General features: G+C 70.2%; 23 protein-coding genes. 3 read left to right on the plus strand and 20 right to left on the minus strand.

Annotation, left to right across the window (positions count from 1 at the left end; translation table 11 throughout):
* Positions 1-291 precede the first annotated feature (291 nt).
* The 4 genes from EDF19_RS10755 to EDF19_RS10770 all read right to left on the minus strand — a co-directional run bounded on the left by EDF19_RS10755 (position 292) and on the right by EDF19_RS10770 (position 4,500).
* Positions 292-1,845, minus strand: coding sequence for a stealth conserved region 3 domain-containing protein (locus tag EDF19_RS10755; protein WP_123680867.1), 1,554 nt, complete (start codon positions 1,843-1,845; stop codon positions 292-294).
* 110 nt (positions 1,846-1,955) lie between these two features.
* The gene (locus tag EDF19_RS10760; protein ID WP_185022785.1) at positions 1,956-2,390 is read right to left on the minus strand and encodes a DUF6804 family protein; all 435 of its coding nucleotides are present in this window, start codon (positions 2,388-2,390) and stop codon (positions 1,956-1,958) included.
* On the minus strand, positions 2,390-2,971 hold the full coding sequence (locus tag EDF19_RS10765; RefSeq protein WP_123680868.1) for a GDSL-type esterase/lipase family protein: 582 nt from the start codon (positions 2,969-2,971) through the stop codon (positions 2,390-2,392). The genes EDF19_RS10760 and EDF19_RS10765 overlap by 1 nt, the downstream gene beginning before the upstream one ends.
* Entirely contained in the window at positions 2,968-4,500 is a 1,533-nt protein-coding gene (locus EDF19_RS10770; protein WP_260217095.1) for an SDR family oxidoreductase, read from the minus strand. The genes EDF19_RS10765 and EDF19_RS10770 overlap by 4 nt, the downstream gene beginning before the upstream one ends.
* Before the next feature lie 43 nt (positions 4,501-4,543).
* Here EDF19_RS10770 and deoC point away from each other — a divergent pair, with 43 nt between their 5' ends.
* The 3 genes from deoC (at position 4,544) to EDF19_RS10785 (ending at position 7,021) form a co-directional block, all read left to right on the plus strand.
* Positions 4,544-5,275, plus strand: a complete 732-nt coding sequence (gene deoC, locus EDF19_RS10775) for a deoxyribose-phosphate aldolase (protein WP_123680870.1) — start codon at positions 4,544-4,546, stop codon at positions 5,273-5,275.
* A 126-nt stretch (positions 5,276-5,401) separates the two neighbouring features.
* Positions 5,402-6,355: an ROK family protein gene (locus tag EDF19_RS10780; protein ID WP_123680871.1), complete on the plus strand. Its 954-nt coding sequence runs from the start codon at positions 5,402-5,404 to the stop codon at positions 6,353-6,355.
* A gap of 120 nt (positions 6,356-6,475) precedes the next feature.
* Positions 6,476-7,021: a type IV toxin-antitoxin system AbiEi family antitoxin gene (locus EDF19_RS10785; RefSeq protein ID WP_123680872.1), complete on the plus strand. Its 546-nt coding sequence runs from the start codon at positions 6,476-6,478 to the stop codon at positions 7,019-7,021.
* Here EDF19_RS10785 and EDF19_RS10790 read toward each other — a convergent pair.
* The 16 genes from EDF19_RS10790 to EDF19_RS10865 all read right to left on the minus strand — a co-directional run bounded on the left by EDF19_RS10790 (position 7,008) and on the right by EDF19_RS10865 (position 24,567).
* Positions 7,008-9,332, minus strand: coding sequence for a bifunctional (p)ppGpp synthetase/guanosine-3',5'-bis(diphosphate) 3'-pyrophosphohydrolase (locus EDF19_RS10790; protein WP_260217097.1), 2,325 nt, complete (start codon positions 9,330-9,332; stop codon positions 7,008-7,010). The genes EDF19_RS10785 and EDF19_RS10790 overlap by 14 nt on opposite strands.
* 69 nt (positions 9,333-9,401) lie before the next feature.
* Positions 9,402-9,749, minus strand: coding sequence for a rhodanese-like domain-containing protein (locus EDF19_RS10795; protein ID WP_123680873.1), 348 nt, complete (start codon positions 9,747-9,749; stop codon positions 9,402-9,404).
* Entirely contained in the window at positions 9,749-10,759 is a 1,011-nt protein-coding gene (gene secF / locus EDF19_RS10800) for a protein translocase subunit SecF (protein ID WP_123680874.1), read from the minus strand. The genes EDF19_RS10795 and secF overlap by 1 nt, the downstream gene beginning before the upstream one ends.
* Complete coding sequence (secD, locus tag EDF19_RS10805; protein WP_123680875.1) at positions 10,759-12,510, minus strand: protein translocase subunit SecD; 1,752 nt, start codon at positions 12,508-12,510, stop codon at positions 10,759-10,761. Before secD ends, secF begins: the two co-directional genes overlap by 1 nt.
* Before the next feature lie 94 nt (positions 12,511-12,604).
* Positions 12,605-12,991, minus strand: a complete 387-nt coding sequence (yajC, locus tag EDF19_RS10810; protein ID WP_123680876.1) for a preprotein translocase subunit YajC — start codon at positions 12,989-12,991, stop codon at positions 12,605-12,607.
* Between the two features lie 91 nt (positions 12,992-13,082).
* Positions 13,083-14,126: a Holliday junction branch migration DNA helicase RuvB gene (ruvB, locus tag EDF19_RS10815; RefSeq protein ID WP_123680877.1), complete on the minus strand. Its 1,044-nt coding sequence runs from the start codon at positions 14,124-14,126 to the stop codon at positions 13,083-13,085.
* Positions 14,123-14,743, minus strand: a complete 621-nt coding sequence (gene ruvA, locus EDF19_RS10820) for a Holliday junction branch migration protein RuvA (protein WP_123680878.1) — start codon at positions 14,741-14,743, stop codon at positions 14,123-14,125. The genes ruvB and ruvA overlap by 4 nt, the downstream gene beginning before the upstream one ends.
* On the minus strand, positions 14,740-15,384 hold the full coding sequence (gene ruvC, locus EDF19_RS10825; protein WP_111084043.1) for a crossover junction endodeoxyribonuclease RuvC: 645 nt from the start codon (positions 15,382-15,384) through the stop codon (positions 14,740-14,742). The genes ruvA and ruvC overlap by 4 nt, the downstream gene beginning before the upstream one ends.
* 2 nt (positions 15,385-15,386) lie before the next feature.
* Positions 15,387-16,154 (minus strand): YebC/PmpR family DNA-binding transcriptional regulator, encoded by a 768-nt coding sequence (locus EDF19_RS10830; RefSeq protein WP_123680879.1) that lies wholly within the window; start codon positions 16,152-16,154, stop codon positions 15,387-15,389.
* Between the two features lie 116 nt (positions 16,155-16,270).
* A complete protein-coding gene (gene pdxT, locus EDF19_RS10835; protein WP_123680880.1) occupies positions 16,271-16,882 on the minus strand; it encodes a pyridoxal 5'-phosphate synthase glutaminase subunit PdxT in 612 nt (203 codons plus the stop codon).
* Entirely contained in the window at positions 16,872-17,783 is a 912-nt protein-coding gene (gene pdxS / locus EDF19_RS10840; RefSeq protein WP_123680881.1) for a pyridoxal 5'-phosphate synthase lyase subunit PdxS, read from the minus strand. Before pdxS ends, pdxT begins: the two co-directional genes overlap by 11 nt.
* Before the next feature lie 12 nt (positions 17,784-17,795).
* Positions 17,796-18,365, minus strand: coding sequence for an HIT domain-containing protein (locus EDF19_RS10845; RefSeq protein ID WP_123680882.1), 570 nt, complete (start codon positions 18,363-18,365; stop codon positions 17,796-17,798).
* Entirely contained in the window at positions 18,365-20,401 is a 2,037-nt protein-coding gene (gene thrS, locus EDF19_RS10850) for a threonine--tRNA ligase (RefSeq protein WP_395859965.1), read from the minus strand. Before thrS ends, EDF19_RS10845 begins: the two co-directional genes overlap by 1 nt.
* Positions 20,402-20,455: 54 nt before the next feature.
* On the minus strand, positions 20,456-20,998 hold the full coding sequence (locus EDF19_RS10855) for an adenine phosphoribosyltransferase (protein ID WP_123680883.1): 543 nt from the start codon (positions 20,996-20,998) through the stop codon (positions 20,456-20,458).
* Positions 20,999-21,140: 142 nt separating this feature from the next.
* Entirely contained in the window at positions 21,141-21,374 is a 234-nt protein-coding gene (locus EDF19_RS10860; RefSeq protein WP_123680884.1) for a hypothetical protein, read from the minus strand.
* Positions 21,375-21,978: 604 nt separating this feature from the next.
* Positions 21,979-24,567, minus strand: coding sequence for an ATP-dependent Clp protease ATP-binding subunit (locus EDF19_RS10865; protein WP_123680885.1), 2,589 nt, complete (start codon positions 24,565-24,567; stop codon positions 21,979-21,981).
* Between the last annotated feature and the right edge of the window lie 11 nt (positions 24,568-24,578).

Genomic DNA, 24,578 nt, shown 5'->3' on the forward strand with positions numbered 1-24,578 from the left:
CGGGGCCGACTCGCGCCTCCCGGCCCGCGGGGTGGTCGCGACTCACCGCGGGTGCTGCGTCGCGTGGTCACGTTCCGTCGTTTGCCGGTGGCGCAGGCGACGGTTTGTGACCGCTAGGCGTGTGGGTGGCGGGGTGTCGTGACCGGTAGGGGTCGGTGGAGCGTGCGAACCTCGTGGCTGGGTTCCGGCGCCGGGCTCGCAGGCTCGCCCGGGGCGTGCGAACCTCGTGGCTGGGCTTCGGCGCAGGGCTCGCAGGCTCGCCCGGAGCGCGCCGGCAGGACGCTTCGCGTCCTAAGCGCCGGCGCGCTCCCACGGCGCGGGGAACGGGAAGTACCGCTCGAGGAAGTCCGTCACGCGCTGCGTCCGCTCCTCGTCGCTGACCTCCGGGAAGCTGCCGTCGTTCAGGCAGAAGAAGTCGGCGTTCCGCTTCTTGAGCAGTTCGTCGAGTGACCGCAGACCGGACTGCATCGTGGTGTCGATGTAGCGCACGTCGGCGTTCTCCTGCACGATCGCCCGGCCGGTGAGCAGCGAGTAGTAGTGGTACAGCGAGTTCGTCACCGAGATGTTCTCGGCGGCACGGAACCGCGAGGCAGCGGTTGCCCGGAACTCGTCGGCGAACTCGTGCTCCATCTCGGTCATGATCGACGCCCGGAGCGGAGTGGGTGCGTGCTCGAGGTGGCGAGTGGTGACCGCGCCGAACCGCTGCTGCAGCAGACGACGGTTGACCCGCGCCGAGTTCTCGAACCCGCTGCGCGCCGGGTTGTTCGCCCCGAGCCCGATGCGGGTCGTGGCGAGGATGAACTTCGTCACCGAACCGGGGCTGAAGAACACTGACGGGTCGACGGTGCGCCCGAAGAACATGTCGTCGTTCGAGTAGATGAAGTGCTCGCTGATGCCCGGGATGTGGTGCAGCTGCGACTCGACGGCCTGGGAGTTGTGGGTGGGGAGCACCGACGGGTCGAGGAAGAACTCCTCGCTGCGGACGATGCGGACCTTGGGGTGGTCGGCGAGCCAGGCCGGCGCCGGGGAGTCGGTGGCGATGTAGATCTGCCGGATCCACGGCGCGAAGGTGTGCACCGAGCGCAGCGCGTACTTCAGCTCGTCGATCTGGCGGAACCGGGCGGCGGCGTCGTCGCCCTCGCCCAGGACGGCGCCGGCCTGTGCGGCCTGGCGTGCGCGCTGGTACTCGATGGCGTTGCCGTCCACCCACGAGAACACGATGTCGATCGGGAACCGGATGTCGGAGACGTGGTCGTCGAACATGTGCTCGACGGTGCGCCAGGTGCGGCCGTAGCGCTCGATGTCGACGAGCACGAACTCGTCGCTCGGCAGGCTGCGGCGCATCAGGGCGTTCTCGACGGGTGCGAGGACCTCGGTGTCGGTCACCCGCCAGAACTCGAGCTGCACGCTCGTCTCGGCACCGTAGCGGAGCCGCCCGAGGGGCTCGAGACGCGGTCGGAAGACGCGGAGCACGGGTTGGTCGACGGGGCCGAGGCCGTCGTCCTGCACGAGCACGGCGGGCTCCCCCGGCGGCTTCGCGTAGAACGGCTCGTTGACGGCTGCGGCCATCACGGCGCTCTCGGCGCGCTGCCGGTCACGCTCGTCGACGGCGATCACCGGACGCTGGTCGTTGCCGCGGATGAGCAGGTGGTCGACGTCGGCCGCCGTGAGGGCGTCGTCGAGGAACAGCAGGTCCTCGATCATCGACTGCTGCGGCGTGAGGTGGCCGTTCAGCAGCGTGAGGCGACCCTTGCGCACGACGACGTCGGGTCGCTCGAGACCGCCGGAGGACGGTCGAGGGGTCAGCAGAGGACTCTCGGTCACCGGCTCGGTCTCGTTGTTCATCCACGCCCTTCGCAGCTGTCGGGCCGGGTCGTGCACCCGGCCTCCCGATCCTACCGTCCGCCCGCCGGCTCGGTTGCTCCCGTGGCCGGTTCAGGCGACGGCCTGGAGGCTCAGCTCGCGTCCGCCTCGCGGGGCACCTTGACCGAGATGCCCACCACGATGAACAGGGCAGCCGCCAGGATCTGCAGCGCGGCCCACACCTGGCCGGGGATCGGCACCGTGACGAGGGGGTTCCAGCAGACGGCGACGGCGGCCATCAGCACGGCGGCCCACCAGGTCTTCCCGCGCACCGCGAAGACGAGCACGATGAGCGCGAGGACGGTCACGCCCCACCGCGCGAAGACGAAGCCCGACGAGTCGATGATCGCGACGCAGGCCAGCAGCACGATCGCCGCGATCAGCGACGGTGCGAGCGCCGGTCGGGTGAAGGCCGGGGTCGCCTTCGCCGACGAGGACGTCGGCGACGCGGCCGCCGGTCGCCCCGCTCCCGCAGGCACGCCGTGCTGCGACGACCCCACCGGGGGCCGTCCCTTGCGTGCTGCCATCAGGCGGTTGCCTCGTCGAGGTCGATCGCCTGGATGGACCGGGACATCGGCGGGAGCTCGCGGACCCGTTCGAGCGCCGGCACGAGTTCGTCGACGTAGGCGCGGTAGCCCTCGTCGGTGAGGTGCAGCCCGTCGTCGGTGAACCGGTCGTCGAGGTGGTCGCCGTCGGCGAGGGCGGGCCAGGCGTCGAGGTACTGCGCGTGGCAGGTGGCGACGAACTGCCGGAGGTGCCGGTTCGCCTCCTCGATCTTGGCGGTGTACTCGGCCTGTCGCGGGAGCACCGAGACGAGCAGGAGTCGGACACCGGGCAGCTCGCGGCGGAGCGTGACGAGGATCGTCTCGACGTTCCGGACGACGTGCTCGGCGCTCTTCCGGTGGTTGCCGAAGTCGTTCGTGCCGATGAGCAGCACGATCACCTCGGGCTGCTCGGCGACGACGGCGTCGAGACGTGCGAGCACGCCGTCCGTGGTGTCGCCGCTGATGCCCTGGTTCAGGGTGTGCTCACCCGGCAACCAGGTGTCCCACGAGCCCTGTGCGGTGATGCTGTCCCCCAGGAAGAGAACGGTGCGTTCCTCGGTCATGCTGCCTCCTCGTGCGCCGGCTGCGGACTCCCATTGTGCTGGGTCCGGTTGCGCTGCGTCGACTCGGTGTTGTCGGACTCCCGTTCGGCCGCCGCCGTGATGCGCTCCACCATGCCCGGGAAGATGATGCCGTGGAAGGGCAGGATGCCGTACCAGTACAGGCGTCCTGCCAGTCCCTGCGGGAAGTAGATCGCCCGCTGGTGGTAGTCGCTGCCGCCGTCCGGGTTCGGGGTGACGGTCATCTCGAGCCAGGCGCGACCCGGCGACTTGAACTCGGCGCGCAGGCGGAGGTAGTGCCCGCGGTCGAGCCGCTCGACGCGCCACCAGTCGAGTGCGTCGCCCTGCTCGAGGCGCTTCGGGTCCCGTCGGCCGCGGCTGAGGCCGACACCGCCGGCGATCTTGTCCATCCAGCCACGAGCCACCCACGCGAGCGGGAACGAGTACCAGCCGTTCTCGCCGCCGATCGACTCGACGACCCGCCAGACGTCCTCTGCCGAGGCGTTCGAGTGCCGCTTCCGGTCGTCGACGTAGACCGTGTGGCCGGCCCAGTCCGGGTCGCTCGGCAGCGGGTCGGCCGAGGCGCTGGAGAGCGTCGCGCTGCGCCAGCTCGTCTCGACCTGGCCGGTGCGCATCTTGTTCAGGGCGAGCCGGACCGATCGGCGGTACGAGGTCAGGCCGCCCTTCGGCTTCGGGACGACGTCGTCGATGTCGTGCTCCCGCTGGACGCACTCGAACTGCAGCGACTCGATGATCGGCGTCGCGAGCTTGCGCGGGATCGGGGTGACGGCGTTGAACCAGTGCGCGGCGAGCCGGGGGGTGAGCACCGGGAGCACCGTGATCGGGCGCTGCGGGAGCTTCGCCTCGACCGCGTACCCGTTCAGCATCTGCCCGTACCGGAGCACGTCCGGGCCGCCGATGTCGAAGGTGCGGTTCACGTCCGCCGGGACGTCGAGCGCCGCGACGAGGTAGTACAGCACGTCACGGACCGCGATCGGCTGGATGTGGTTGCGGACCCACCGCGGTGCCGGCATCCACGGCAGGACGTCGGTCAGGTGCCGGATCATCTCGAACGAGGTGCTGCCGGAGCCGATGACCACACCGGCCTGGTAGGCGACGGTCGGGACGCCGGAGGCGAGGAGGATCTCCCCCACTTCCTTCCGGCTGCGGAGGTGCTTCGAGAGCTCGCCGTCCGGGTGCAGTCCACCCAGGTACACGAACCGTCGGACGCCGGCCGCCTTCGCCTCGCGCGCGATGGTCTCGGCGGCGTCGCGCTCGGCCGACTCGAAGTCGCCGTCGGCACCCATCGCGTGGGCCAGGTAGTAGACGGCCTCGACCCCTTCGACGGCGGCACGCACCGCCTCGGCGTCCTGGAGGTCGCCCTCGGCGACCTCGACGTCGTCGCTCCACGGGACGTCCTGGAGCTTCCTGGGGTTGCGGACGAACACCCGCACGGAGTGTCCGGCTTCGAGGAGACGGGGGACGAGTCGGCCGCCGATGTAGCCGGTGGCGCCGGTGACGAGGACCTGCATGCCCTGCACGCTACGCGGCACGCCTGACGGGTAGGCTTGCCGGGTGGACAACGCAGCCTTCCCCGTCACCGCCGATGCCGTCCGCGGCCTCATCGACCACGCGATCCTGAAGCCGGAACTCACCCGTGCCGACGTGGACGCGCAGCTCGACGAAGCCGCCGCCCACCGCGTGTTCAGCGTGTGCGTCCGCCCGAGCGACGTCGCGTACGCGGTCGCACGGCTGCAGGGCACCGGGGTCGGCGTCGGGACGGTCATCGGGTTCCCGCACGGCACCACCTCGACCGAGGCGAAGGTCGCCGAGTCGCTCCAAGCCCTGGCCGACGGCGCGTTCGAGCTCGACATGGTGCAGAACATCGGCGCCGCGAAGTCCGGCGACTGGGAGCGCGTCGAGCAGGACGTCCGCGCGGTCGTCGACGCCGCCGGGTCCACCGTGGTCAAGGTCATCCTCGAGACCGCGTTCCTGACCGACGACGAGATCGTCGCCGCCTCCCGTGCCGCCCAGACCGCCGGCGCAGCGTTCGTGAAGACCTCGACCGGGTTCGCCGGCGGCGGTGCGACGGCCGAGCACATCGCGCTGATGCGTCGCACGGTCGGTGCCGACACCGGTGTGAAGGCCTCCGGTGGCGTGCGCGGTCTCGACACCCTGCTCGAGATGGTCGCCGCCGGCGCGAACCGCATCGGCACGAGTGCATCCGCCCGCATCCTCGACGAGGTCGCGCACCGCGTCGAGACCGGGACCGCGTCGTCGCTCGGCGACGACACCAGCTCGTACTGATCCGCAGCAGTACACCCTGAACCAGACCACCTGACCCGACCACCAGCAGTGGAGCCGGGGCCCACCGGACGCGAGGACGCGTGCGGGAGCCGCGCCGAGCCTCCAGACCGTCGCATCGGAGCGCGCATGTCCAGCACCGCAGCCCAGTCCACCCCGCTCGCCCTCGCCGTCGACCTCGGCGGCACCAAGGTCGAGGCGGCGCTCGTCACGGACGCCGGCGTCGTGCTCCCCGGCACGCGCTTCCGGAGCCCCACCGGCCCGCAGCGGACCTCGGACGAGCTGCAAGCCGCCGTCGACGAGGTCGTGACGCTGGCGCTCGGCACGCTCCCGGCCGACGCGACACTCGTCGGTGTCGGCGTCGGGTCCGCCGGACCGGTCGACGAGGAGCACGGGCTCGTCTCCCCCCTCAACATGCCGGTGTGGCGCGGGCACCCGCTCCGTGACCGCATCGCGGCACTCGTTCCCGACGACGTGCCGGTGACGCTGCGCATGGACGGGCTCGCGATCACGCTCGCCGAGCACTGGGTCGGGGCCGCGCAGGGGTACGACCACGTGATGGGCATGATCGTGTCGACGGGTGTCGGCGGCGGGCTGATCCTGCACGGGCGCACCGTGAGTGGGCCGACCGGCAACGCGGGACACATCGGCCACGTGGAGTGCGGCGGGTACGACGACCCGTGCGCCTGCGGTGGGACCGGGTGCCTCGAGGCGATCGCCAGCGGCCCGAAGACCGTCGCCTGGGCGCAGCGCCAGGGCTTCACCGGCACGACCGGCGAGGAGCTCTCCGCGGCGTACGCGGCCGGCGACGAGATCGCCGTCGCCGCGATCAAGCGCAGCGGACGCGCACTCGGTCAGGCGATCGCCGCGGCGACGAGCCTCGTCGACCTCGAGGTCGTGGCCATCGGCGGCGGGTTCTCGCACGTCACGCCGGACCTCTTCGACTTCGCGCGCGAGGCCGTGGCGGAGCGGGTCGAGTTCCCGTTCGTCACGAAGGTGCAGATCGTCCCGACGGCGCTCTCGCAGGACGGCCCGCTCATCGGTGCCGCCGCGCTGGTGCACCGCGCCGACGTGCTGCGCTGACGTGCTGCGCTGAGGCTCGGCGCTGGCCCGGCGCTGGCTCGGCGCTGGCCCGGCGCTGGCCCGGCGCGGGCTGTCCACAGGTGGTCGTCGGGCGGCTGCGGGGTCGGGCAGGATGTCCGGGTGCCCCGCTCCCGACTCGTCACCACGGACGACTGGCCGGAAGCCGAACTCCGGGCAGGTGTCCTGGCGGGTGAGCTCGTCGCCGTCGGGCACTGCTGGGCCTCCCCCGCCGAGCCGCAGGACCCCGCACTCCGGGCGGCGGCCGCCGGGTGGGTCCTCCGTGACCAGCGGCTGGTGGCAGCAGGTCAGACCGCTGCGTGGATCTGGGGTGCGGTCTCTCGCCCGCCGGACCCGCTCGAGGCGAGCGTCCCGCCGCACCTCCGGCTCAACGTCGGCCCCGAGGTCCGGCTGCGCGAGGTCGTGCTGCCCGCGTCGGACGTGACGACCCTCGGCACCGTCGCCGTCACCACGCCCGCCCGCACCGCCGTGGACCTGCTCCGGACACCAGGAGCGCTCGGCGATGAACGGACCGAGGCGGTCGCGGGACTGCTGACGCTCGGGGTCGTGACCGCTCCGGAGCTCGGCGCGCGGCTCAGTGCACTCGGGACGATCCCGATGGTTCGACAGGCGGAACGCCGCCTGCGCGAGCTGCTCAGCCGGCGCTGACCCGGTAGACGTCGTACACGGCGTCGATGCGACGGACCGCGTTGAGCACCCGGTCGAGGTGGATGGTGTCACCCATCTCGAACACGAACCGGCTGAGGGCCAATCGGTCGGACGAGGTGGAGACCGTCGCCGACAGGATGTTCACGTGGTGGTCGGTCAGCACACGGGTGACGTCGCTGAGCAGGCCCGACCGATCGAGCGCCTCGATCTGGATCTGCACCAGGAACACCGACTTCGACGACGGGGCCCACTCGACCTCGATCATCCGGTCCGGCTCGTTCATCAGCGACTTCACGTTGGTGCACGACGACTGGTGCACCGAGACACCCTGACCGCGGGTGATGAACCCGACGATCTGGTCCCCGGGCACCGGCGTGCAGCACTTCGCGAGCTTGACGAGGATGTCGGGCGCGCCACGGACCAGCACGCCGCTGTCGCTCGTGCGGAGCTGACGGCTCGTGACCTGGCGGGGGAACGCGAGTTCCGGCTCGTCCGTCTCGGTCTCGGTCTGGACGCTGCCCAGGACCTTCTCGATCACGGACTGCGTGGACACGTGGCCCTCGCCGACGGCGGCGTACAGCGCGGAGACGTCCTCGTACCGCATCGACGATGCGACCTCGGCGATGGTGTCCTGGCTCATGATGCGCTGGAGCGGCAGGTTCTGCTTGCGCATCGCCCGCGCGATGGCGTCGCGGCCCTGCTCGATCGCTTCTTCGCGGCGTTCCTTCGTGAACCACTGCTTGATCTTGTTGCGGGCCCGAGGGCTCCGGACGAACTTCAGCCAGTCCTGCGAGGGACCCGAGTCGGGGTTCTTCGACGTGAAGATCTCGACGACGTCGCCGCTCGACAGCTGGCTCTCGAGCGGGACGAGCCGGCCGTTGACCTTGGCGCCCATCGTGCGGTGCCCGATCTCGGTGTGCACGGCGTACGCGAAGTCGACCGGGGTCGCGCCGGCCGGGAGCCCGATGACCTTGCCCTGGGGCGTGAAGACGTAGGTCTCCTTCGCGCCGATCTCGTAGCGCAGCGAGTCGAGGAACTCGCCGGGGTCGCTGGTCTCGGCCTGCCAGTCGGTGATGTGGGCGAGCCACGCCATGTCCTGGTCGTCGGTGGTCGACGAGGTCCCGACGTCGCGCCCGGCAGCGCGCTGCTTGTACTTCCAGTGCGCGGCGACACCGAACTCGGCACGCTGGTGCATCTCGTGCGTGCGGATCTGGATCTCGACGGCACGACCCTGCGGCCCCAGCACCGAGGTGTGGAGCGACTGGTACAAGTTGAACTTCGGCGTCGCGATGTAGTCCTTGAAGCGCCCGGGCAGCGGGGTCCAGCGCGCGTGCACCGATCCGAGCATCGCGTAGCAGTCGCGGACCGTCGGCACGAGCACGCGGATGCCGACGAGGTCGTAGATCTCGTCGAACTCGCGACCCCGCACGATCATCTTCTGGTAGATCGAGTAGTACTGCTTCGGCCGGCCCATGACCTCGCCGCGGACCTTCGCGGCCTTGAGGTCCTTCTTGAGCGTGCCGATCACGTTCTGGACGAACTGCTCGCGCTTCGGCTGGCGTTCCTTGACCAGGCTGTCGATCTCGACGTAGAGCTTCGGGTGCAGGACCGCGAAGGACAGGTCCTCGAGCTCGAGCTTGATCATCTGGATGCCGAGGCGGTGCGCGAGCGGCGCGTAGATCTCGAGCGTCTCCTTCGCCTTCCGCGTTGCGGAGGCGGACTCGACGAAGCCCCAGGTGCGGGCGTTGTGCAGCCGGTCGGCGAGCTTGATGACGAGGACACGGATGTCCTTCGACATCGCGATGACCATCTTGCGGACGGTCTCGGCCTGCGCGCTGTCGCCGTACTTGACCTTGTCGAGCTTCGTGACGCCGTCGACGAGCATCGCGATCTCGTCGCCGAAGTCGACCCGCAGCTGGTCGAGCTGGTAGTCGGTGTCCTCGACGGTGTCGTGCAGCAGGGCTGCCGCGATCGTGATCGGGCCGATACCGAGGTCAGCGAGGATCTGCGCGACCGCGACCGGGTGCGTGATGTACGGCTCACCGGACTTGCGCTTCTGGCCGTCGTGCGCCCGCTCGGCGACCGAGTACGCGCGCTCGATGAGGGTGACGTCGGCCTTCGGGTGGTGCGAGCGCACCGTGCGGATCAGCGTGTCCACCGCACCGGCGGGCTGAGCGCGGGAGAACAGCCGCGGCAGCAGGGACCGGAGCGAACCGATGTTGCCGGTCGTGTTCGGACCGAGCGGGCTGGTGGGCTGCTGCGCGGAGCCGGGCCGGCTGGGCGCGGAGGGATCCTGTTGGGTGTCCGTCATGATGCGCCTCCCAGGACTCGGTCCGAGAGCTCGACCCGAGCTCGATCCGACAAGACTACGCGTGTCCGGTCAGTGCCCGTGACGCGGTTCGCCCTGGGCGTCGCGGACCACCGGGGCTCCCGACTGCTCCCAGGCGACCATGCCGCCGACCAGGTTCACGGCGGCGACGCCGGACTGCTCGAGCGCGGCCACCACCCGAGCCGAGCGGGCGCCCGAGTGGCAGATGACGACGGCCGGCTGGTCGCCGCCGTCGATCTCCTGCCACCGGGTGACGAGCTCGGACATCGGCACGAGCGTGGCCTCGGGAGCATGGACCTCGTCCCACTCCCCCGGCTCACGGACGTCGAACAGCCGCGCGCCGGAGGCGAGACGACGCTGCGCCTCGGCGACGTCGATCTCGGTGATGTCGATCGGCATCAGGCGTCCGCCGCGGCTGCCGCTGCCTCGACCTCGCGGCGGCGCTTCTCGGCGGCCTGGGTCTTCTTCGCGTCGGCCTGCTTCACCTTGGGCTCGTTCTCCCGCAGGTGCGCGTACATCGGCGACGCGATGAAGATCGTCGAGTAGGTCCCGACGATGATGCCGATGAAGAGCGCGAGCGAGATGTCGCGGAGCGTTCCGGCGCCGAGGATGTACGACCCGATGAAGAGGATCGCCGCCACCGGCAGGAGCGCCACGACCGAGGTGTTGATGGAGCGGACGAGGGTCTGGTTCACCGCGAGGTTGACCGACTGCACGAAGGTGCGGTGCGACTCCTGCGACGTGTTCTCGCGCACCTTGTCGAACACCACCACGGTGTCGTACAACGAGTACCCGAGGATCGTCAGGAACCCGATCACCGCCGCCGGCGTGACCTCGAGCCCGACGATGCCGTAGACACCGGCCGTGATCAGGAGGTCGTGCAGCAGGGCGACCATGGCGGACACCGACATCTTCCAGGTGCGGAAGTACAGCGCCATGAAGACCGCGGCGAGGGCGAGGAAGATCACCAGGCCGCGGATGGCCTGCGCGAGCACGTCGGCACCCCACGTGGCGCCGATGAAGGTCGCGGCGACGTCGCTGTCCGGGACGTCGTAGGCCTTCGCCAGGGCGTCCTGCACCTCGGTCGTCTCACGGTCGGTGAGCTGGCCGGTCTGCACGCGGATGCCGTGCTGACCGAGCTGCGAGACACGCGGGACGCCGTCGGGGACGATCGACTCGACGGTCTCGGTCGCGAGGTTCTGGTCGAGGTTCTGCACGTCCGAGAGCGTGAACTCCGAACCACCGGTGAACTCGATGCCGAGCTGGTACCCGCCACGGAGCCACGGCACCGCGAGCGAGATCACGATCGCGATGACGGCGATGAGGTACCACGTCTTGCGGCGGCCGACGATGTCGTACGAGCGCTTGCCCGTGTACAGGTCACTGCCGAACTGGCTGAAGCTGGCCATCAGTCGTCCTTCCCGTCCGGCGTCGTGCCGTTCTGACCGGAGGCCTGCTGGGCCTTCCGCTCCGCGATCGTCTGTCGACGCTGGGCTTCCCCTGCTGCGCGCTGGCGCTTGCCGTCCACCACGGGGGCGCGGAACTGCGCCCGTCCCCGGTAGACCGCGCCGAGTGCCGCCGGGTCGAGCCCGCTGAACTTGTGCCCCTCGCCGAAGAACCGGGTGCGGGCGATGAGCTGCATCATCGGGTGCGTGAACAGCACGACGACGACGACGTCGATCAGGGTCGTGAGGAGCAGCGTGAACGCGAAGCCCTTCACGTCACTGACGGCGAGCACGTAGAGCACGATCGCGGCGAGGAAGTTGATCGAGTCCGAGGCGAGGATCGTGCGGAGCGCACGCTTCCAGCCGGACTCGACGGCGCTCTCGAGGCCACGGCCGTCACGGAGCTCGTCCCTGATGCGTTCGAAGTAGACGATGAACGAGTCGGCCGTGATGCCGATCGCCACGATCAACCCCGCGACACCGGCCAACGAGAGCCGGTAGTCGACCCGCCACGACATCACCGCGATGACGAGGTAGGTCAGGGCCGCTGCGACGCCGAGCGACATCACGGTGACGAAGGCGAGTGCGCGGTACTGGATCACCGAGTAGATGATGACCAGGATCAACCCGATCAACCCGGCGACGAGACCGCCGACGAGCTGGGCCGTGCCGAGCGTCGCGGAGATGTTCTCGTTCGACTGGACCTCGAAGTTGATCGGCAGCGCGCCGTACTTCAGCTGGTCGGCGAGCGTCTTCGAGGAGTCGGCCGTGAACGAGCCGGTGATCTGCGCCTTGCCGTTGGTGATGGCGGAGTTCGTCGTCGGCGCGGTGATGACCGAGCCGTCGAGCACGATCGCGAACTGGTTCTGCGGCTGCGTGAGCGCGACGAGGCGGTTCGTGACGGTGCGGAAGTCCTTCGAGCCCTGACCGTCGAAGGTCAGGTTGACGGCCCACTGGCCGGTCGACGTGCCCTGCGAGTCGGTGGCGAGACCGGAGGTGGCGTTGCTGATGTTCGCGCCGGAGACCTCGACCGGGCCGAGGATGTACTTCGCGGCACCGTCCTGGTCGCACGTGACGAGCGGCTCGTCGTCGGGCGCCGTGGTGACGTCGTCCGGTGCGTCGCAGTTGTAGTTCGTGTACAGGTCCTGCAGCTTCGGCGTGACCCAGTTCAGGTCGCTCGCGTTCGTCGGCTTCGCACTCGGCGTCGCGGCGAGGGAGGCCGGCGGCGAGTACGGCGTGGGCGATGCGGTCGAGGACCCGTCGTCACCGACCGCGGTGTTCGTCGCGGCCTCGGTGTAGAGCACCGGACGGAAGGTCAGCTTGGCGGCGGCCTCGATGCGGTCGATGGTCGCCTTGTCGGGCTTGCCCGGGATCGAGACGACGATGTTGTTCGTGCCCTGGGTGTTGATCTGGGATTCCGAGACGCCGGTGGCGTTGATGCGCTGGCGGATGATGTTCACCGCCTGCTGCAACTGCTGCGAGGTGACGGAGCCGCCCTCGGTGTTCTGCGCCGCGAGGGTCAGCTGCGTGCCGCCCTGCAGGTCGAGGGCGAGCTCGGGAACCCAGCTCGCGCCTTCGAACCACTCGCCGCTGTCGTCCTTGGCGGTGCTGGCGAGGACCGACGCGGCGGTGTTCAGGCCGGCGAGGATCGCCATCAGGATCACCAACCAGGTGAGCGAGCGAAGCGCCTTCTTGACGGGTGTCGATCGTGCCACCGGTCGTCTCGTCTTTCTGTTCAGGACCATCGGCACGCGAGCGCGCGACGGCAGAGGGAAGCCGCCGGGTCAGACGACCCGGCGGCCGAGGGAGTCAGTCGTCCGACTTGCGCTTCTGCGCGTCGGTGTCCTCGACTCGCTCGCCGTAGACGGGCTCACCGTTGAGTTCGGCGACCGGCTTCGACTCGTCCTCGGCCGGGGCGGTGGTCTCGATGTCCGACGCGCTGTCGTCGACGACGCGCGACAGGGTCTGACGGTGCACGGTGACGATGGTCCCCGGTGCGATCTCGACGTCGGCGGTGACCTTCTCGTCGTTGACAGAGAGGAGCGTGCCGTACAGGCCGAAGGAGAGCATGACCTTGGCGCCCGGGACCATCTTGTCCGCGAGTTCCGACTGCTGCTTCTTGCGCTTGCGGCTGTTGTAGAACATGAAGGCCGCGAACGCCACGACGATGACGATGAGGATGACTTCTTGACCCATGATGCGTTGCCTTCTCTGGTTTGCTCGGTTTCGGGCCGTAGCAGTCTAGGGCACGCCACTGTGCGTGGCATGTCACCCGACTGATCGGCCGCTAGTCGGTGTTCTCGGTGTCGTCGAACAGGCCCGGTTGCGCACCGACGCCCTGCCCCGGCGTGAGTCCGAGGTGGCGCCAGGCGACCGGTGTGGCGATGCGCCCGCGCGGGGTCCTGGTCACGAGGCCGACCCGGACGAGGAACGGTTCGACGACCGACTCGATGGTCTCGGACTCTTCCCCCACGGAGACCGCGAGGGTGTTCAGCCCCACCGGTCCGCCGTCGAAACGGGTCAGCATGATCTCCACCACGGCGCGGTCGAGACGGTCGAGGCCGAGCTCGTCGACGTCGTACAGGTCGAGCGCGCCCTGGACCGCTGCCATGCCGTCGGTGGTGCGGTGCACGAGGGCGTAGTCGCGGACGCGTCGGAGCAGCCGGTTCGCGATGCGCGGGGTGCCGCGGGAGCGCCCGGCGATCTCGCGGAGTGCCGAGCGGTCGATGTCCAGCTCGAGCAGGTGCGCCGCGCGGATGAGGACCTGTTCGAGCTCGTCCTTCTCGTAGAACTCGAGGTGCGCGGTGAAGCCGAAGCGGTCACGGAGCGGGTTCGGCAGGAGGCCGGCGCGGGTGGTGGCCCCGACCAGGGTGAACGGCGCGAGGTCGAGCGGGATGCTCGTCGCACCGGCGCCCTTGCCGACCATCACGTCGATCCGGAAGTCCTCCATCGCCAGGTAGAGCATCTCCTCTGCCGAGCGCGCCATCCGGTGGATCTCGTCGATGAACAGGACTTCGCCCGGCACCAGCGACGACAGCACCGCGGCGAGGTCGCCGGCGTGCTGGATCGCCGGACCGCTCGACATCCGCAGGGGGCGACCGGTCTCGTGCGCGACGATCATCGCGAGCGTCGTCTTGCCGAGGCCGGGAGGACCCGCCATCAGGATGTGGTCCGGTGTGCGCTCCTGCAGCCCGGCGGCCTTGAGGAGCAGGTCGAGCTGCCCGCGGACCTTGCGCTGCCCGACGAACTCGTCGAGGGACCGCGGACGGAGCGCCCCCTCGAACGCGAGCTCTTCTTGCGACTCGGCGCCGGCGGCGGTGATGCCGCTCACCGGTTCGCACCGGCGGGCCGGAGGGCCCCGAGCGCGGCGCGGAGCAGGGCCTGCGTGCCCATCGCGGCGGCACCCGGCTCGTTCGCGATCGTGTCGTCCACGGCGGTCTGCGCGGCGTCCTCGCGCCAGCCGAGCCCGATGAGCGCGCTGACGACGTCGGTGGCCGCTGGGTGGGCTGCGGTCCCGCGAGCCGATGCGAGCACGGCAGCCTGCTCGAACGCGGCGAGCTTGCCGGAGAGCGCGACGATGATGAGCTTGGCGGTCTTCGGGCCGATGCCGGAGACCTTGCGGAACGCGCCGTCGTCGTCCTTCGCGACGGCGTTCGCCACCTGTGACGGGTCCATGTGGGCGAGGACGCCCATCGCGGACTTCGGACCGACGCCGGAGACACTGCGGAGCAGGTCGAACACCTGGAGCGCGTCGGAGGACTCGAAGCCGAACAGCAGGTGCTCGTCCTCGCGCACGATCATCGCGGTGCGGACGAAGACCTCGGACCCGTGGCGCATGGTCAGCGCGTGGGCCGGGGTCACGGTGACGGCGTAGCCGACTCCCCCGGCCTCGATCACCACGGCGGACCCGGCGACGTCGATGCAGGTGCCCCGGAGACTCGCGATCATGCTCCGAGCCTACGGCCGCCCACCGACGCGGCCGACGAGCCACGCGGTCGGGCCGCGGCAGCGGCCGCGCGGGCGAGCGGCGAGTCGACCGTGCCGCCCTGTGCATCGCGCCACGCACGCTGTGCCGGGGTGAGGTTCGTGGCACGTTCGCCGGCGACGTCAGGTGATCCGAGCCTCCAGGCATGGCACACGGCCAACGCGAGCGCGTCTGCCGCGTCCGCCGGCTTCGGGGCCTCGGCGAGGCCGAGCACCCGCGCGATCATCGTCTGCACCTGGCGCTTGTCGGCGTTGCCGTAGCCGGTGACGGCGGCCTTGACCTCGGACGGGGTGTGCAGTCCGACGGGCAGCCCGCGGGCGGCGGCGGCGTGCAGCGCGAGCCCGGCCGCCTGGGCGGTGCCCATCACGGTCCGGACGTTCGCCTGCGCGAAGACCCGCTCGACGGCGACCGCGTCGGGGTGGTGCTCGTCGATCTCGGCGGCGATGCCGTCGGCGATGCGGAGCAGCCGCTGCTCGAGCGGCATGTCCGCCGGGGTGCGCACGACCGTCACGTGGACGAGTCGTGCGCGCCGGTTCGGTGCGACCTCGACGACGCCGACGCCGCACCGGGTGAGCCCGGGGTCCACCCCGAGCACACGGAGCACGGCTACTCGCCCTCGTCCTCGTCGAGCTCGGCCTGGACGTCCGCGGGGACCTCGAAGTTCGAGTAGACGTTCTGCACGTCGTCGCTGTCCTCGAGCGCGTCGATCAACCGGAACACCTTGCGGGCGGTGTCGGCGTCGACCGGGACCTTGAGGCCGGGGACGAACTCGGCGTCGGCGGAGTCGTAGTCGATGCCGGCGTCCTGCAGCGCGGTGCGGGCCGCGACGAGGTCGGTCGCCTCGGTGATGACCTCGAAGCCGCCGCCCTGGTCGATGACGTCCTCGACACCGGCGTCGAGGACGGCCGTCATCACGGTGTCCTCGTCGACGCCGTCCGTCTTCGTGACGGAGATGACGCCCTTGCGGGAGAAGTTGTACGCGACGCTGCCGGGGTCGGCCATCGTGCCGCCGTTGCGGGACATCGCCGTCCGGACCTCGGCCGCCGCACGGTTCTTGTTGTCCGTGAGGCACTCGATGAGCATCGCGACGCCGTTCGGGCCGTAGCCCTCGTACATGATCGTCGTGTACTCGATGGTCTCGCCCGTGAGACCGGCACCGCGCTTGATGGCGCGGTCGATGTTGTCGTTCGGGACCGAGGTCTTCTTCGCCTTCTGCACGGCGTCGACCAGGGTCGGGTTGCCGGAGAGGTCGGCGCCGCCCATCTTCGCGGCGACCTCGATGTTCTTGATGAGCTTCGCGAACGACTTCGCACGGCGGCTGTCGATGACGGCCTTCTTGTGCTTGGTCGTTGCCCACTTGGAATGCCCGGACACGGTTCTCCTTGCGTCTTGCGGAAAGTCGGGGTCAGTTTACCCAGCCTGGAGGCACGGTGCGGCCCCGCCCCGCCGGTGCGGGCGCGCAGTCGGCACGTCCGTGGCCGTGGGTCGCGTCAGGCGCTGCGCACCAGGTCGAGGAAGCGGCGGTGGAACCGGTCCTCGCCCGCCACCTCGGGGTGGAAGGCGCTCGCGATGACGTTGCCCTGCTGGACGGCGACGGCCTGACCGTCGGGGAGCGCCCCGAGGACCCGCACGCCGGGGCCGTGCTGCTCGACGACCGGTGCCCGGATGAAGACCGCGTGCACGGGGGCCGCACCGAGCTCCGGCATCGGGATGTCGATCTCGAACGAGTCGTTCTGGTTGCCGAACGCGTTCCGACGCACCGTGGTGTCGAGCACGTCGAGGGTCTGCTGCCCGGCGATGCCGTCGGTGATCCGCGACGAGAGCATGATCATGCCCGCGCAGGTGCCGTACGTCGGCAGGCCCCCGCGGATCGCCTCGGCCAGGGGTTCCGCGAGTCCGAACGCGCGCGACAGCTTGTCCATCACGCTCGACTCGCCCCCCGGGACGACCACGCCGTCGAGCGACGCGATCTCCTCCGGGCGACGGAGCGGGACGACGTCGGCGCCGAGCGCGGTCAGCGAGGCGATGTGCTCACGGAAGTCCCCCTGCAGTGCGAGGACCCCGATGCGGGGTCGAGCCGTGGTCGTCGGACTACCAGCCACGCTCGGCCAGGCGGTGCGGCGCCGGCACGTCGGCGACGTTGATGCCGACCATCGCCTCGCCCAGACCGCGGGAGACCTCGGCGATGACCTTGGGGTCGTCGTGGAAGGTCACGGCCTTGACGATCGCGGCGGCGCGCTTCGCGGGGTCGCCCGACTTGAAGATGCCGGAGCCGACGAACACGCCGTCCGCACCGAGCTGCATCATCATCGCTGCGTCGGCCGGGGTGGCGACGCCACCGGCGGTGAAGAGCACGACGGGCAGCTTGCCGGTCTGCGCGACCTCACGCACGATGTCGAACGGCGCCTGGAGCTCCTTCGCGGCGACGTAGAGCTCGTCCTCCTTCAGGTGGCGCAGGGCCGCGATCTCCTTGTTGATCGTGCGGATGTGCCTGGTGGCCTCGGACACGTCACCCGTGCCGGCCTCGCCCTTGGAACGGATCATCGCCGCGCCCTCGGTGATGCGACGCAGGGCCTCGCCCAGGTTCGTGGCACCGCAGACGAACGGGGTGGTGAAGTTCCACTTGTCGATGTGGTTGATGTAGTCCGCCGGCGAGAGCACCTCGGACTCGTCGATGTAGTCGACACCGAGCTCCTGCAGCACCTGCGCCTCGACGAAGTGGCCGATGCGGGCCTTCGCCATGACGGGGATCGACACGGCGGCGATGATCTCCTCGATCATCGACGGGTCGGACATGCGGGCGACGCCGCCCTGGGCTCGGATGTCGGCGGGGACGCGCTCGAGGGCCATGACCGCGGTGGCGCCGGCTTCTTCCGCGATGCGGGCCTGCTCGGCGTCGACGACGTCCATGATGACGCCGCCCTTGAGCATCTCCGCGAGGCCGCGCTTGACGCGGTCGGAGCCGGTGATCGAGGTGCCGGGGGTGCTGGTGCTGTCGCTCATGATGCGCCCAGTCTAGTGGTCAGCGGGCCAGCCCTCGGCGACCAGTCGGCGGGTGTCCCCGAGCAGCTGGGACATCGACTTCGTCCGCGCGATGATCGGGAAGAAGTTCGCGTCGGACTGCCACCTGGGCACGATGTGCTGGTGCAGGTGTGCGGCCACGCCAGCCCCGGCGACCTCACCCTGGTTCATGCCGATGTTGAAGCCGTCGCAGTGCGAGACCTCGCGCAGGACCCGCATCGCGGTCTGCGTGAGCTCCCCCATCTCGCGCAGTTCGTCCGGCGTCGCCTCGTCGTAGAGCGGGACGTGCCGGTACGGGCAGACGAGCAGGTGCCCGTTGTTGTACGGGAACAGGTTGAGCAGGACGTACGCGTGCTCGCCGCGCGCGACGATGAGGGCGTCCTCGTCGGACTTCCGCGGAGCCTCGCAGAACGGGCAGTCGTCCTCGTGCCCACGACCCTTGCCCTCGCGCCCGGCGTCGATGTACGCCATCCGGTGCGGGTTCCAGAGGCGCTGGAAGGCATCCGGGACGGCCGCGCCGGTAGCGGCGTCCCGGATGACCAGCGGGTCCTGCTCGTCCGTCATCAGACCTGCGCGCGCTCGCGGATCGCCGTGAGGATGCGGTCGACGGCCTCGTCCACGGGCACGGCGTTGTCCTGCCGGCCGTCACGGAACCGGAACGACACCGCTCCGGCGTCGCGGTCGTCGCCACCGGCGATGAGCTGGAACGGCACCTTCGCCTTGGTGTGCGTCCGGATCTTCTTCTGCATGCGGTCGTCCGAGTGGTCGACCTCGGCACGGACACCGTGCGACCGGAGCTTCGCGATGACCTCGTCGAGGTAGTCGCCGTACTCGGCCGCGACCGGGATCCCGACGACCTGCACCGGGGACAGCCAGGCCGGGAACGCACCGGCGTAGTGCTCGGTGAGCACGCCGAAGAACCGCTCGATCGACCCGAACAGGGCGCGGTGGATCATCACCGGGCGCTGGCGCGAGCCGTCGGCCGAGGTGTAGTCGATGCCGAAGCGCTCGGGCAGGTTGAAGTCGAGCTGCACGGTCGACATCTGCCACGTGCGGCCGATGGCGTCACGGGCCTGCACCGAGATCTTCGGGCCGTAGAACGCGGCGCCGGCAGGGTCGGGCACGAGCTCGAGGCCCGATTCCTCGGCGACCTCGCGCAGGGTGTTCGTCGCGACCTCCCAGACCTCGTCGTCCCCGACGTACTTCTCCGGGTCCTTCGTCGAGAGCTCGAGGTAGAAGTCGTCGAGGCCGTAGTCGCGCAGCAGCGAGAGCACGAACTCGAGGGTCGTGGTCAGCTCCTCCTTCATCTTCTCCTGCGTGGTGAAGATGTGCGCGTCGTCCTGGGTCATGCCGCGCACCCGGGTGAGGCCGTGGATGACGCCGGACTTCTCGTTGCGGTAGACCGTGCCGAACTCGAACATCCGGAGCGGCAGGTCGCGGTACGAGCGCGGCTGCGACCGGTACGCCAGGATGTGCATCGGGCAGTTCATCGGCTTGAGGTAGTAGTCGGCACCCTGCCGCGTGACGTTGCCGTCCTCGTCCTTCGCCTCGTCCATGTGCATGGCCGGGAACATGCCGTCCTTGTACCAGCCGAGGTGCCCGGAGGTCTCGAACAGGTCGCCCTTGGTGATGTGCGGCGTGTAGACGAACGAGTAGCCGTTCTCCTCGTGCCGACGGCGCGAGTAGTCCTCCATCTCACGACGGATGATGCCGCCCTTGGGGTGGAAGATCGCCAGGCCGGAACCGATCTCGTCCGGGAACGAGAAGAGGTCGAGTTCGGCACCGAGCTTGCGGTGGTCGCGCTTGGCGGCTTCCTCGAGGCGCACCAGGTACGCCTTGAGCTGGTCCTTGTCGGGCCAGGCGGTGCCGTAGATGCGCTGCAGCTGCGGGTTCTTCTCCGAGCCGCGCCAGTACGCGGCGGCGACGCGCATGAGCTTCGCCGCGTTGCCGATCCAGCGGGTGTGCGGGACGTGCGGGCCGCGGCAGAGGTCCTGCCAGAGCACCTCGCCCGACTTCGGGTCGACGTTCTCGTAGACGGTGAGCTCGCCGGCGCCGACCTCGACGCTCTCGCCGGAGTCACCGTCGGTCGCCGCGCCCTTGAGGCCGATGAGCTCCTGCTTGTAGGGCTCCCCCGCCATCAGCTCGCGCGCCTGCTCGTCGGTGACGACCACGCGACGGAAGCGCTGGGCCTGCTTGACGATGCGGTCCATGCCCTTCTCGATCGCCTTGAGGTCCTCTGGGGTGAAGGGCTCGGCGACGTCGAAGTCGTAGTAGAAGCCGTCGGTGACGGGCGGCCCGATGCCGAGCTTGGCGTCCGGGTTGATCTGCTGCACGGCCTGCGCGAGCACGTGCGCGGCCGAGTGGCGGAGGATGTCGAGCCCGTCCTGCTCCTGCAGGGTCACGGCCTCTGCGGTCTCGCCGGCGGCGACGTCGGCAGCGAGGTCCTTGAGGACACCGTCGACGCGGATGGCGACGACGCCGCGCTCACCGTCGAAGAGCTCGGTGCCCGTCGTGGTCGTCGTCGCGGTGCGGGGCTCGGGTGCCTGGGGCACGGCTGCGGGCTCGGCGCTCTCCGGCGCTGCGGCGACTGACTCGGTCACGATGATGGGACTCCTCGATCGAATTGGTGCGTCAAGACTAGTGCGCGCGAGGGCTCAGGCCGGTACGGCGCCGAGGGTGGTCACGGGCAGGCGCGGCTCGAGGCGTCCGCGGCCGTGCAGGCCGTCGAGCTCGAGCAGCGCGGCGAAGCCGATCGCCTCGTACCCGGCGCGCTCGAGCAGGGTGATGGTGGCCGCTCCGGTGCCGCCGGTGGCCAGGACGTCGTCGACGACGAGCACCCGCGTGCCGGCGGGCAGCTGGCCGGGGCGGAGCTCGAGCTCGGCCTCGCCGTACTCGAGCGCGTACTGCTCGCTGAGGACCTCGCCGGGGAGCTTGCCCGCCTTGCGCACGGTGAGCACGCCGACCTGGTGCTGTGCGGCGATGCCACCGGCCAGGGCGAAGCCGCGGGCCTCGATCCCCGCGACGGCGTCGAACCCGGCGCCGACGGCGAACGGCGCGGCGAGGGCTTCGCACACGCGGCCGAACGCCACGGCGTCGGAGAACACCGGCGTCACGTCACGGAAGAGCACCCCCGGCTTCGGGAAGTCCGGGACGATGGCGGTGAGTCGTTCGACGAGTGCAGCTGCGGTTTCGGTCACCCGCCAACGGTACGGGAGGCGCGGCGTGCGTCGTGCGCGCCGGTGCGGTGGTGCAGTGTGCGAGGTCCAGGGCACGGTGCGAGGCACGGGGCCTGGCACCGTGCGCGGAACCTCGCACACTGTGGGAACGGCGCGGCGCGCGCTAGCGCCACAGGTGCATCGCGGCCCCCTGGACGAGCCAGGCGGCCTCGCGCTGCTCGCGCTCCCGCTCGAGGCGGTTGCGCGTGGCGAGGTCGACCGACGGCCGCACGTGGTGGGTACGCCGGCTCCAGATGATGAGCGACATCCCGATACGGAGCGCGATGCGGTCGGACAGTGAGACCCGACGGCGGACCGTACGGGTGTCGGGAGGGCGGAGAGCGGTCTTCGATGACACGGTGATCCCTTTCAGGGCATGACGGAACTGCCCGGCACACGGGCACGAGTGGACTGCCCGGCACACGGGCAGGCGAATGAATGCGTGGGAATGCATTCCGCGGTCGCCGGAAGAATGTCCGGCGAGGCGGTGCGGAATGCGTTCCGGTACCGAGAGCGTCGCACCGACCCCCGACATTCTCCGGCGACGATCGTGACGGTCCGGCCGCGTGCACGGAGCATGCGGAACGGGACCGATCGGCGATCGTCGGAGCCGGCGCAACGCGAGCCCGGAAGGCTCAGCGTGCGGTGCCGCGCGACGGATTCGTCACGGGGCAGAGATGTCGGGAGTGGGCGGGGCGCTCCGGGTCAGCGGACGCGGATCGGGGTACCGACGAGTCCACGGATCCCACGGAACGGAGTGGTTGCGGTGATCATCATGGTCGGCCCCCTTTCGGTCTCGAGCTGGCGGAGTCGCTGCCTGCTGGCGTTCGCGACGAGTGAACACTAGCGGCAACGGAAATGCCCGCGCAACCCTTTTCTCGCAATTCGTCGGAATTGCATTCCCGAACACGACGAGGGGCCCGCTACCGAATCGGTACCGAGCCCCTCGTGGTGCTGGATCGCTAGAGCGCTGCGTGCTCCGCGACGGTCGCGGTCAGGACGTCGTCCACCACGTCAACCCGGACGGTGTCACCGGCCGAGACGCCACCCTCGACGACCAGCGTCGCGATGCGGTCGTCGACCTCGCGCTGGATGAGCCGACGGAGCGGACGTGCGCCGTACTCCGGCTCGTAGCCGTGCGTGGCCAGCCAGTCGACCGCCGCGTCGGACACCGACAGGACCATGTCCTGCGCGATGAGCCGGAGCGCGGTGTCCTGCAGCAGCAGGGACACGATGGACCGGATCTGGGTGGCGTCGAGCTTCCGGAAGAGCACGATCTCGTCGATGCGGTTGATGAACTCGGGCCGCATCGCCTCGCGGAGCTTGCCCATCACGCGGGCACGCAGGTCGTCCTCCGCGTAGCCGTCCGTCGATCCGACCGGCGAGAACCCGAGCGCACCGGAGCGGGAAGCCAGGAACTCGGAGCCGATGTTCGACGTCATGATCACGACGGTGTTGCGGAAGTCGACCGTGCGACCCTGCCCGTCGGTGAGACGGCCGTCGTCGAGGACCTGCAGCAGCAGGTTGAACACGTCCGGGTGCGCCTTCTCGACCTCGTCGAGCAGCACCACCGAGTACGGGTTCCGCCGCACGCGTTCGGTGAGCTGACCGGCCTCGTCGTAGCCGACGTACCCGGGAGGGGCACCGACCAGCCGCGACACGGTGTGCCGTTCGCCGAACTCGCTCATGTCGAAGCGGAGCATCGCCGACTCGTCACCGAACAGCGAGGACGCCAGGGCCTTCGCGAGCTCGGTCTTGCCGACGCCCGTCGGGCCGAGGAACAGGAAGCTGCCGACCGGGCGACGGGGGTCACCCATGCCGGTGCGACTGCGTCGGACGGCCTTCGCGATCGCCGCGACGGCGTCGTCCTGGCCGACGACGCGCTCGTGCAGCTCGGACTCGAGCGCGGCGAGCCGCGTCTTGTCCGCGGAGCCGAGGCGGGTCACCGGGATCCCGGTGGCCCGCGACACGACGGCTGCGATGTCGGCCTCCGTGATCGAGGTGCCCACGGATCCCGGACGGGAGGCACGGGTGGCGTCCGCCGACGTGGCGGCGGTGATCCGCGCCTCCAGGCCGTCGATCTCGTCGCGCAGGCGCGACGCCTCCTCGTACCGCTCCTCGACGACCGCATGGTCCTTCTCGGTCGTGAGGGACGCGACCTGCGACCGGAGCGCCTCGACGTCGACGTCGCCCGAACGGGCGAGACGACGGCGTGCGCCGGCCTGGTCGATGAGGTCGATGGCCTTGTCCGGCAGGTGCCGGTCGGTGACGTACCGGTGCGAGAGCTCGACCGCGGCACGGAGGGCGTCGGGTGTGTAGACGACGCCGTGGTGCGACTCGTAGCGGGGCGCGAGGCCGGTCAGGATCGCCACGGCGTCCTCGACGTTCGGCTCCCCCACCGTGACGGGCTGGAACCGACGCTCGAGGGCGGCGTCCTTCTCGATCCGGCGGTACTCCTTCAGCGTGGTCGCGCCGACCATGTGCAGGTCACCGCGGGCCAGGCGGGGCTTGAGGATGTTGCCCGCGTCCATCGAGCCGCCCTCGCCGCCACCACCGGCGCCGACGACCGTGTGCAGTTCGTCGACGAAGACGATGAGTTCGTCGGCGTGTGCCGCGATCTCGTCCATGGCCTTGGTGAGGCGCTCCTCGAAGTCGCCGCGGTAGCGGGTACCGGAGAGCATGCCGGGCAGGTCGAGTGCGACGACCCGCTTGCCCTGCAGCAGGGCAGGGACGTCACCGTCGACGATGCGCTGGGCGAGCCCCTCGACGATGGCGGTCTTGCCGACGCCGGGCTCGCCGATCAGGACGGGGTTGTTCTTCGTGCGGCGCAGCAGGATCTCGACGGCCTGCTCGATCTCGTCGGCACGGCCGATCACCGGGTCGATGCGTCCGTCACGGGCGCGCTCGGTGAGGTCGGTACCGAACTGGTCGAGGGTCGGGGTCTCGCTCTGCTGCTGGTCGGCTTCGGTGGTCCCGGGCATCGGGCGCCCCTCTCGTGCCGCCTCGGCGGCCTGCTGTGCGTAGGACTGCATGACCTGCGGGGTGACGCCGGCGCTCGCGAGGAGCTGACCGGTGACGGTCTCCTGGTCCATGACGAGCGCGAAGAAGACGTGCTCGGGGTCGGTGTAGGTGCTGCCGAAGCCGCGGGCGGCCTGGGTGGCCTCCACGAGGACGCGCTGCGCGGACGGTGTCAGCGCCGGGCGCCCGGTCTGCTCGGGCAGGGGCTCGCGCGCCATCGGCAGGCGCTGCTCGACCTCGTCGGCGAGACGCTCGGGATCGACTCCACCGGAGCGGATCACGGCGTCGAAGGGCTGGGTGCGGATCAGCACGTGCAGGATGTGCAGTGCATCGATCTCGCGCTGTCCCTGCTCCACCGCGTACTCGGCGGTGTGCTGCAGGAGCTCGTGGGTGCGCCGGCTGAGGAGCCGGGTGATGTCGACCGGTCGTCCCAGCGGAACGGATCGCTGGGCGCCGGTGTTCTGTGCCGCGAGCAGGCGGGCGAGGAACTCGTCGAACGAGTCGCCGCCGGTCGGGCCGAACGTCTCTGGCAAAGGGACCTCCT

It is taken from the genome of Curtobacterium sp. PhB115, from assembly GCF_003752025.1.
In the GTDB taxonomy this organism is placed as follows: domain Bacteria; phylum Actinomycetota; class Actinomycetes; order Actinomycetales; family Microbacteriaceae; genus Curtobacterium.

Excerpts from the sequence above, each read along its gene's own strand:
- pdxS (WP_123680881.1), bottom strand. The coding sequence starts at position 17,783 with ATGAGCGACAGCACCAGCACCCCCGGCACCTCGATCACCGGCTCCGAC.
- EDF19_RS10755 (WP_123680867.1), bottom strand. The coding sequence starts at position 1,845 with ATGAACAACGAGACCGAGCCGGTGACCGAGAGTCCTCTGCTGACCCCT.
- ruvA (WP_123680878.1), bottom strand. The coding sequence starts at position 14,743 with ATGATCGCGAGTCTCCGGGGCACCTGCATCGACGTCGCCGGGTCCGCC.
- EDF19_RS10760 (WP_185022785.1), bottom strand. The coding sequence starts at position 2,390 with ATGGCAGCACGCAAGGGACGGCCCCCGGTGGGGTCGTCGCAGCACGGC.
- EDF19_RS10790 (WP_260217097.1), bottom strand. The coding sequence starts at position 9,332 with ATGACGGACACCCAACAGGATCCCTCCGCGCCCAGCCGGCCCGGCTCC.
- EDF19_RS10765 (WP_123680868.1), bottom strand. The coding sequence starts at position 2,971 with ATGACCGAGGAACGCACCGTTCTCTTCCTGGGGGACAGCATCACCGCA.
- secF (WP_123680874.1), bottom strand. The coding sequence starts at position 10,759 with ATGGCCAGCTTCAGCCAGTTCGGCAGTGACCTGTACACGGGCAAGCGC.
- EDF19_RS10795 (WP_123680873.1), bottom strand. The coding sequence starts at position 9,749 with ATGCCGATCGACATCACCGAGATCGACGTCGCCGAGGCGCAGCGTCGT.
- EDF19_RS10770 (WP_260217095.1), bottom strand. The coding sequence starts at position 4,500 with ATGCAGGTCCTCGTCACCGGCGCCACCGGCTACATCGGCGGCCGACTC.
- EDF19_RS10780 (WP_123680871.1), top strand. The coding sequence starts at position 5,402 with ATGTCCAGCACCGCAGCCCAGTCCACCCCGCTCGCCCTCGCCGTCGAC.
- EDF19_RS10845 (WP_123680882.1), bottom strand. The coding sequence starts at position 18,365 with ATGACGGACGAGCAGGACCCGCTGGTCATCCGGGACGCCGCTACCGGC.
- yajC (WP_123680876.1), bottom strand. The coding sequence starts at position 12,991 with ATGGGTCAAGAAGTCATCCTCATCGTCATCGTCGTGGCGTTCGCGGCC.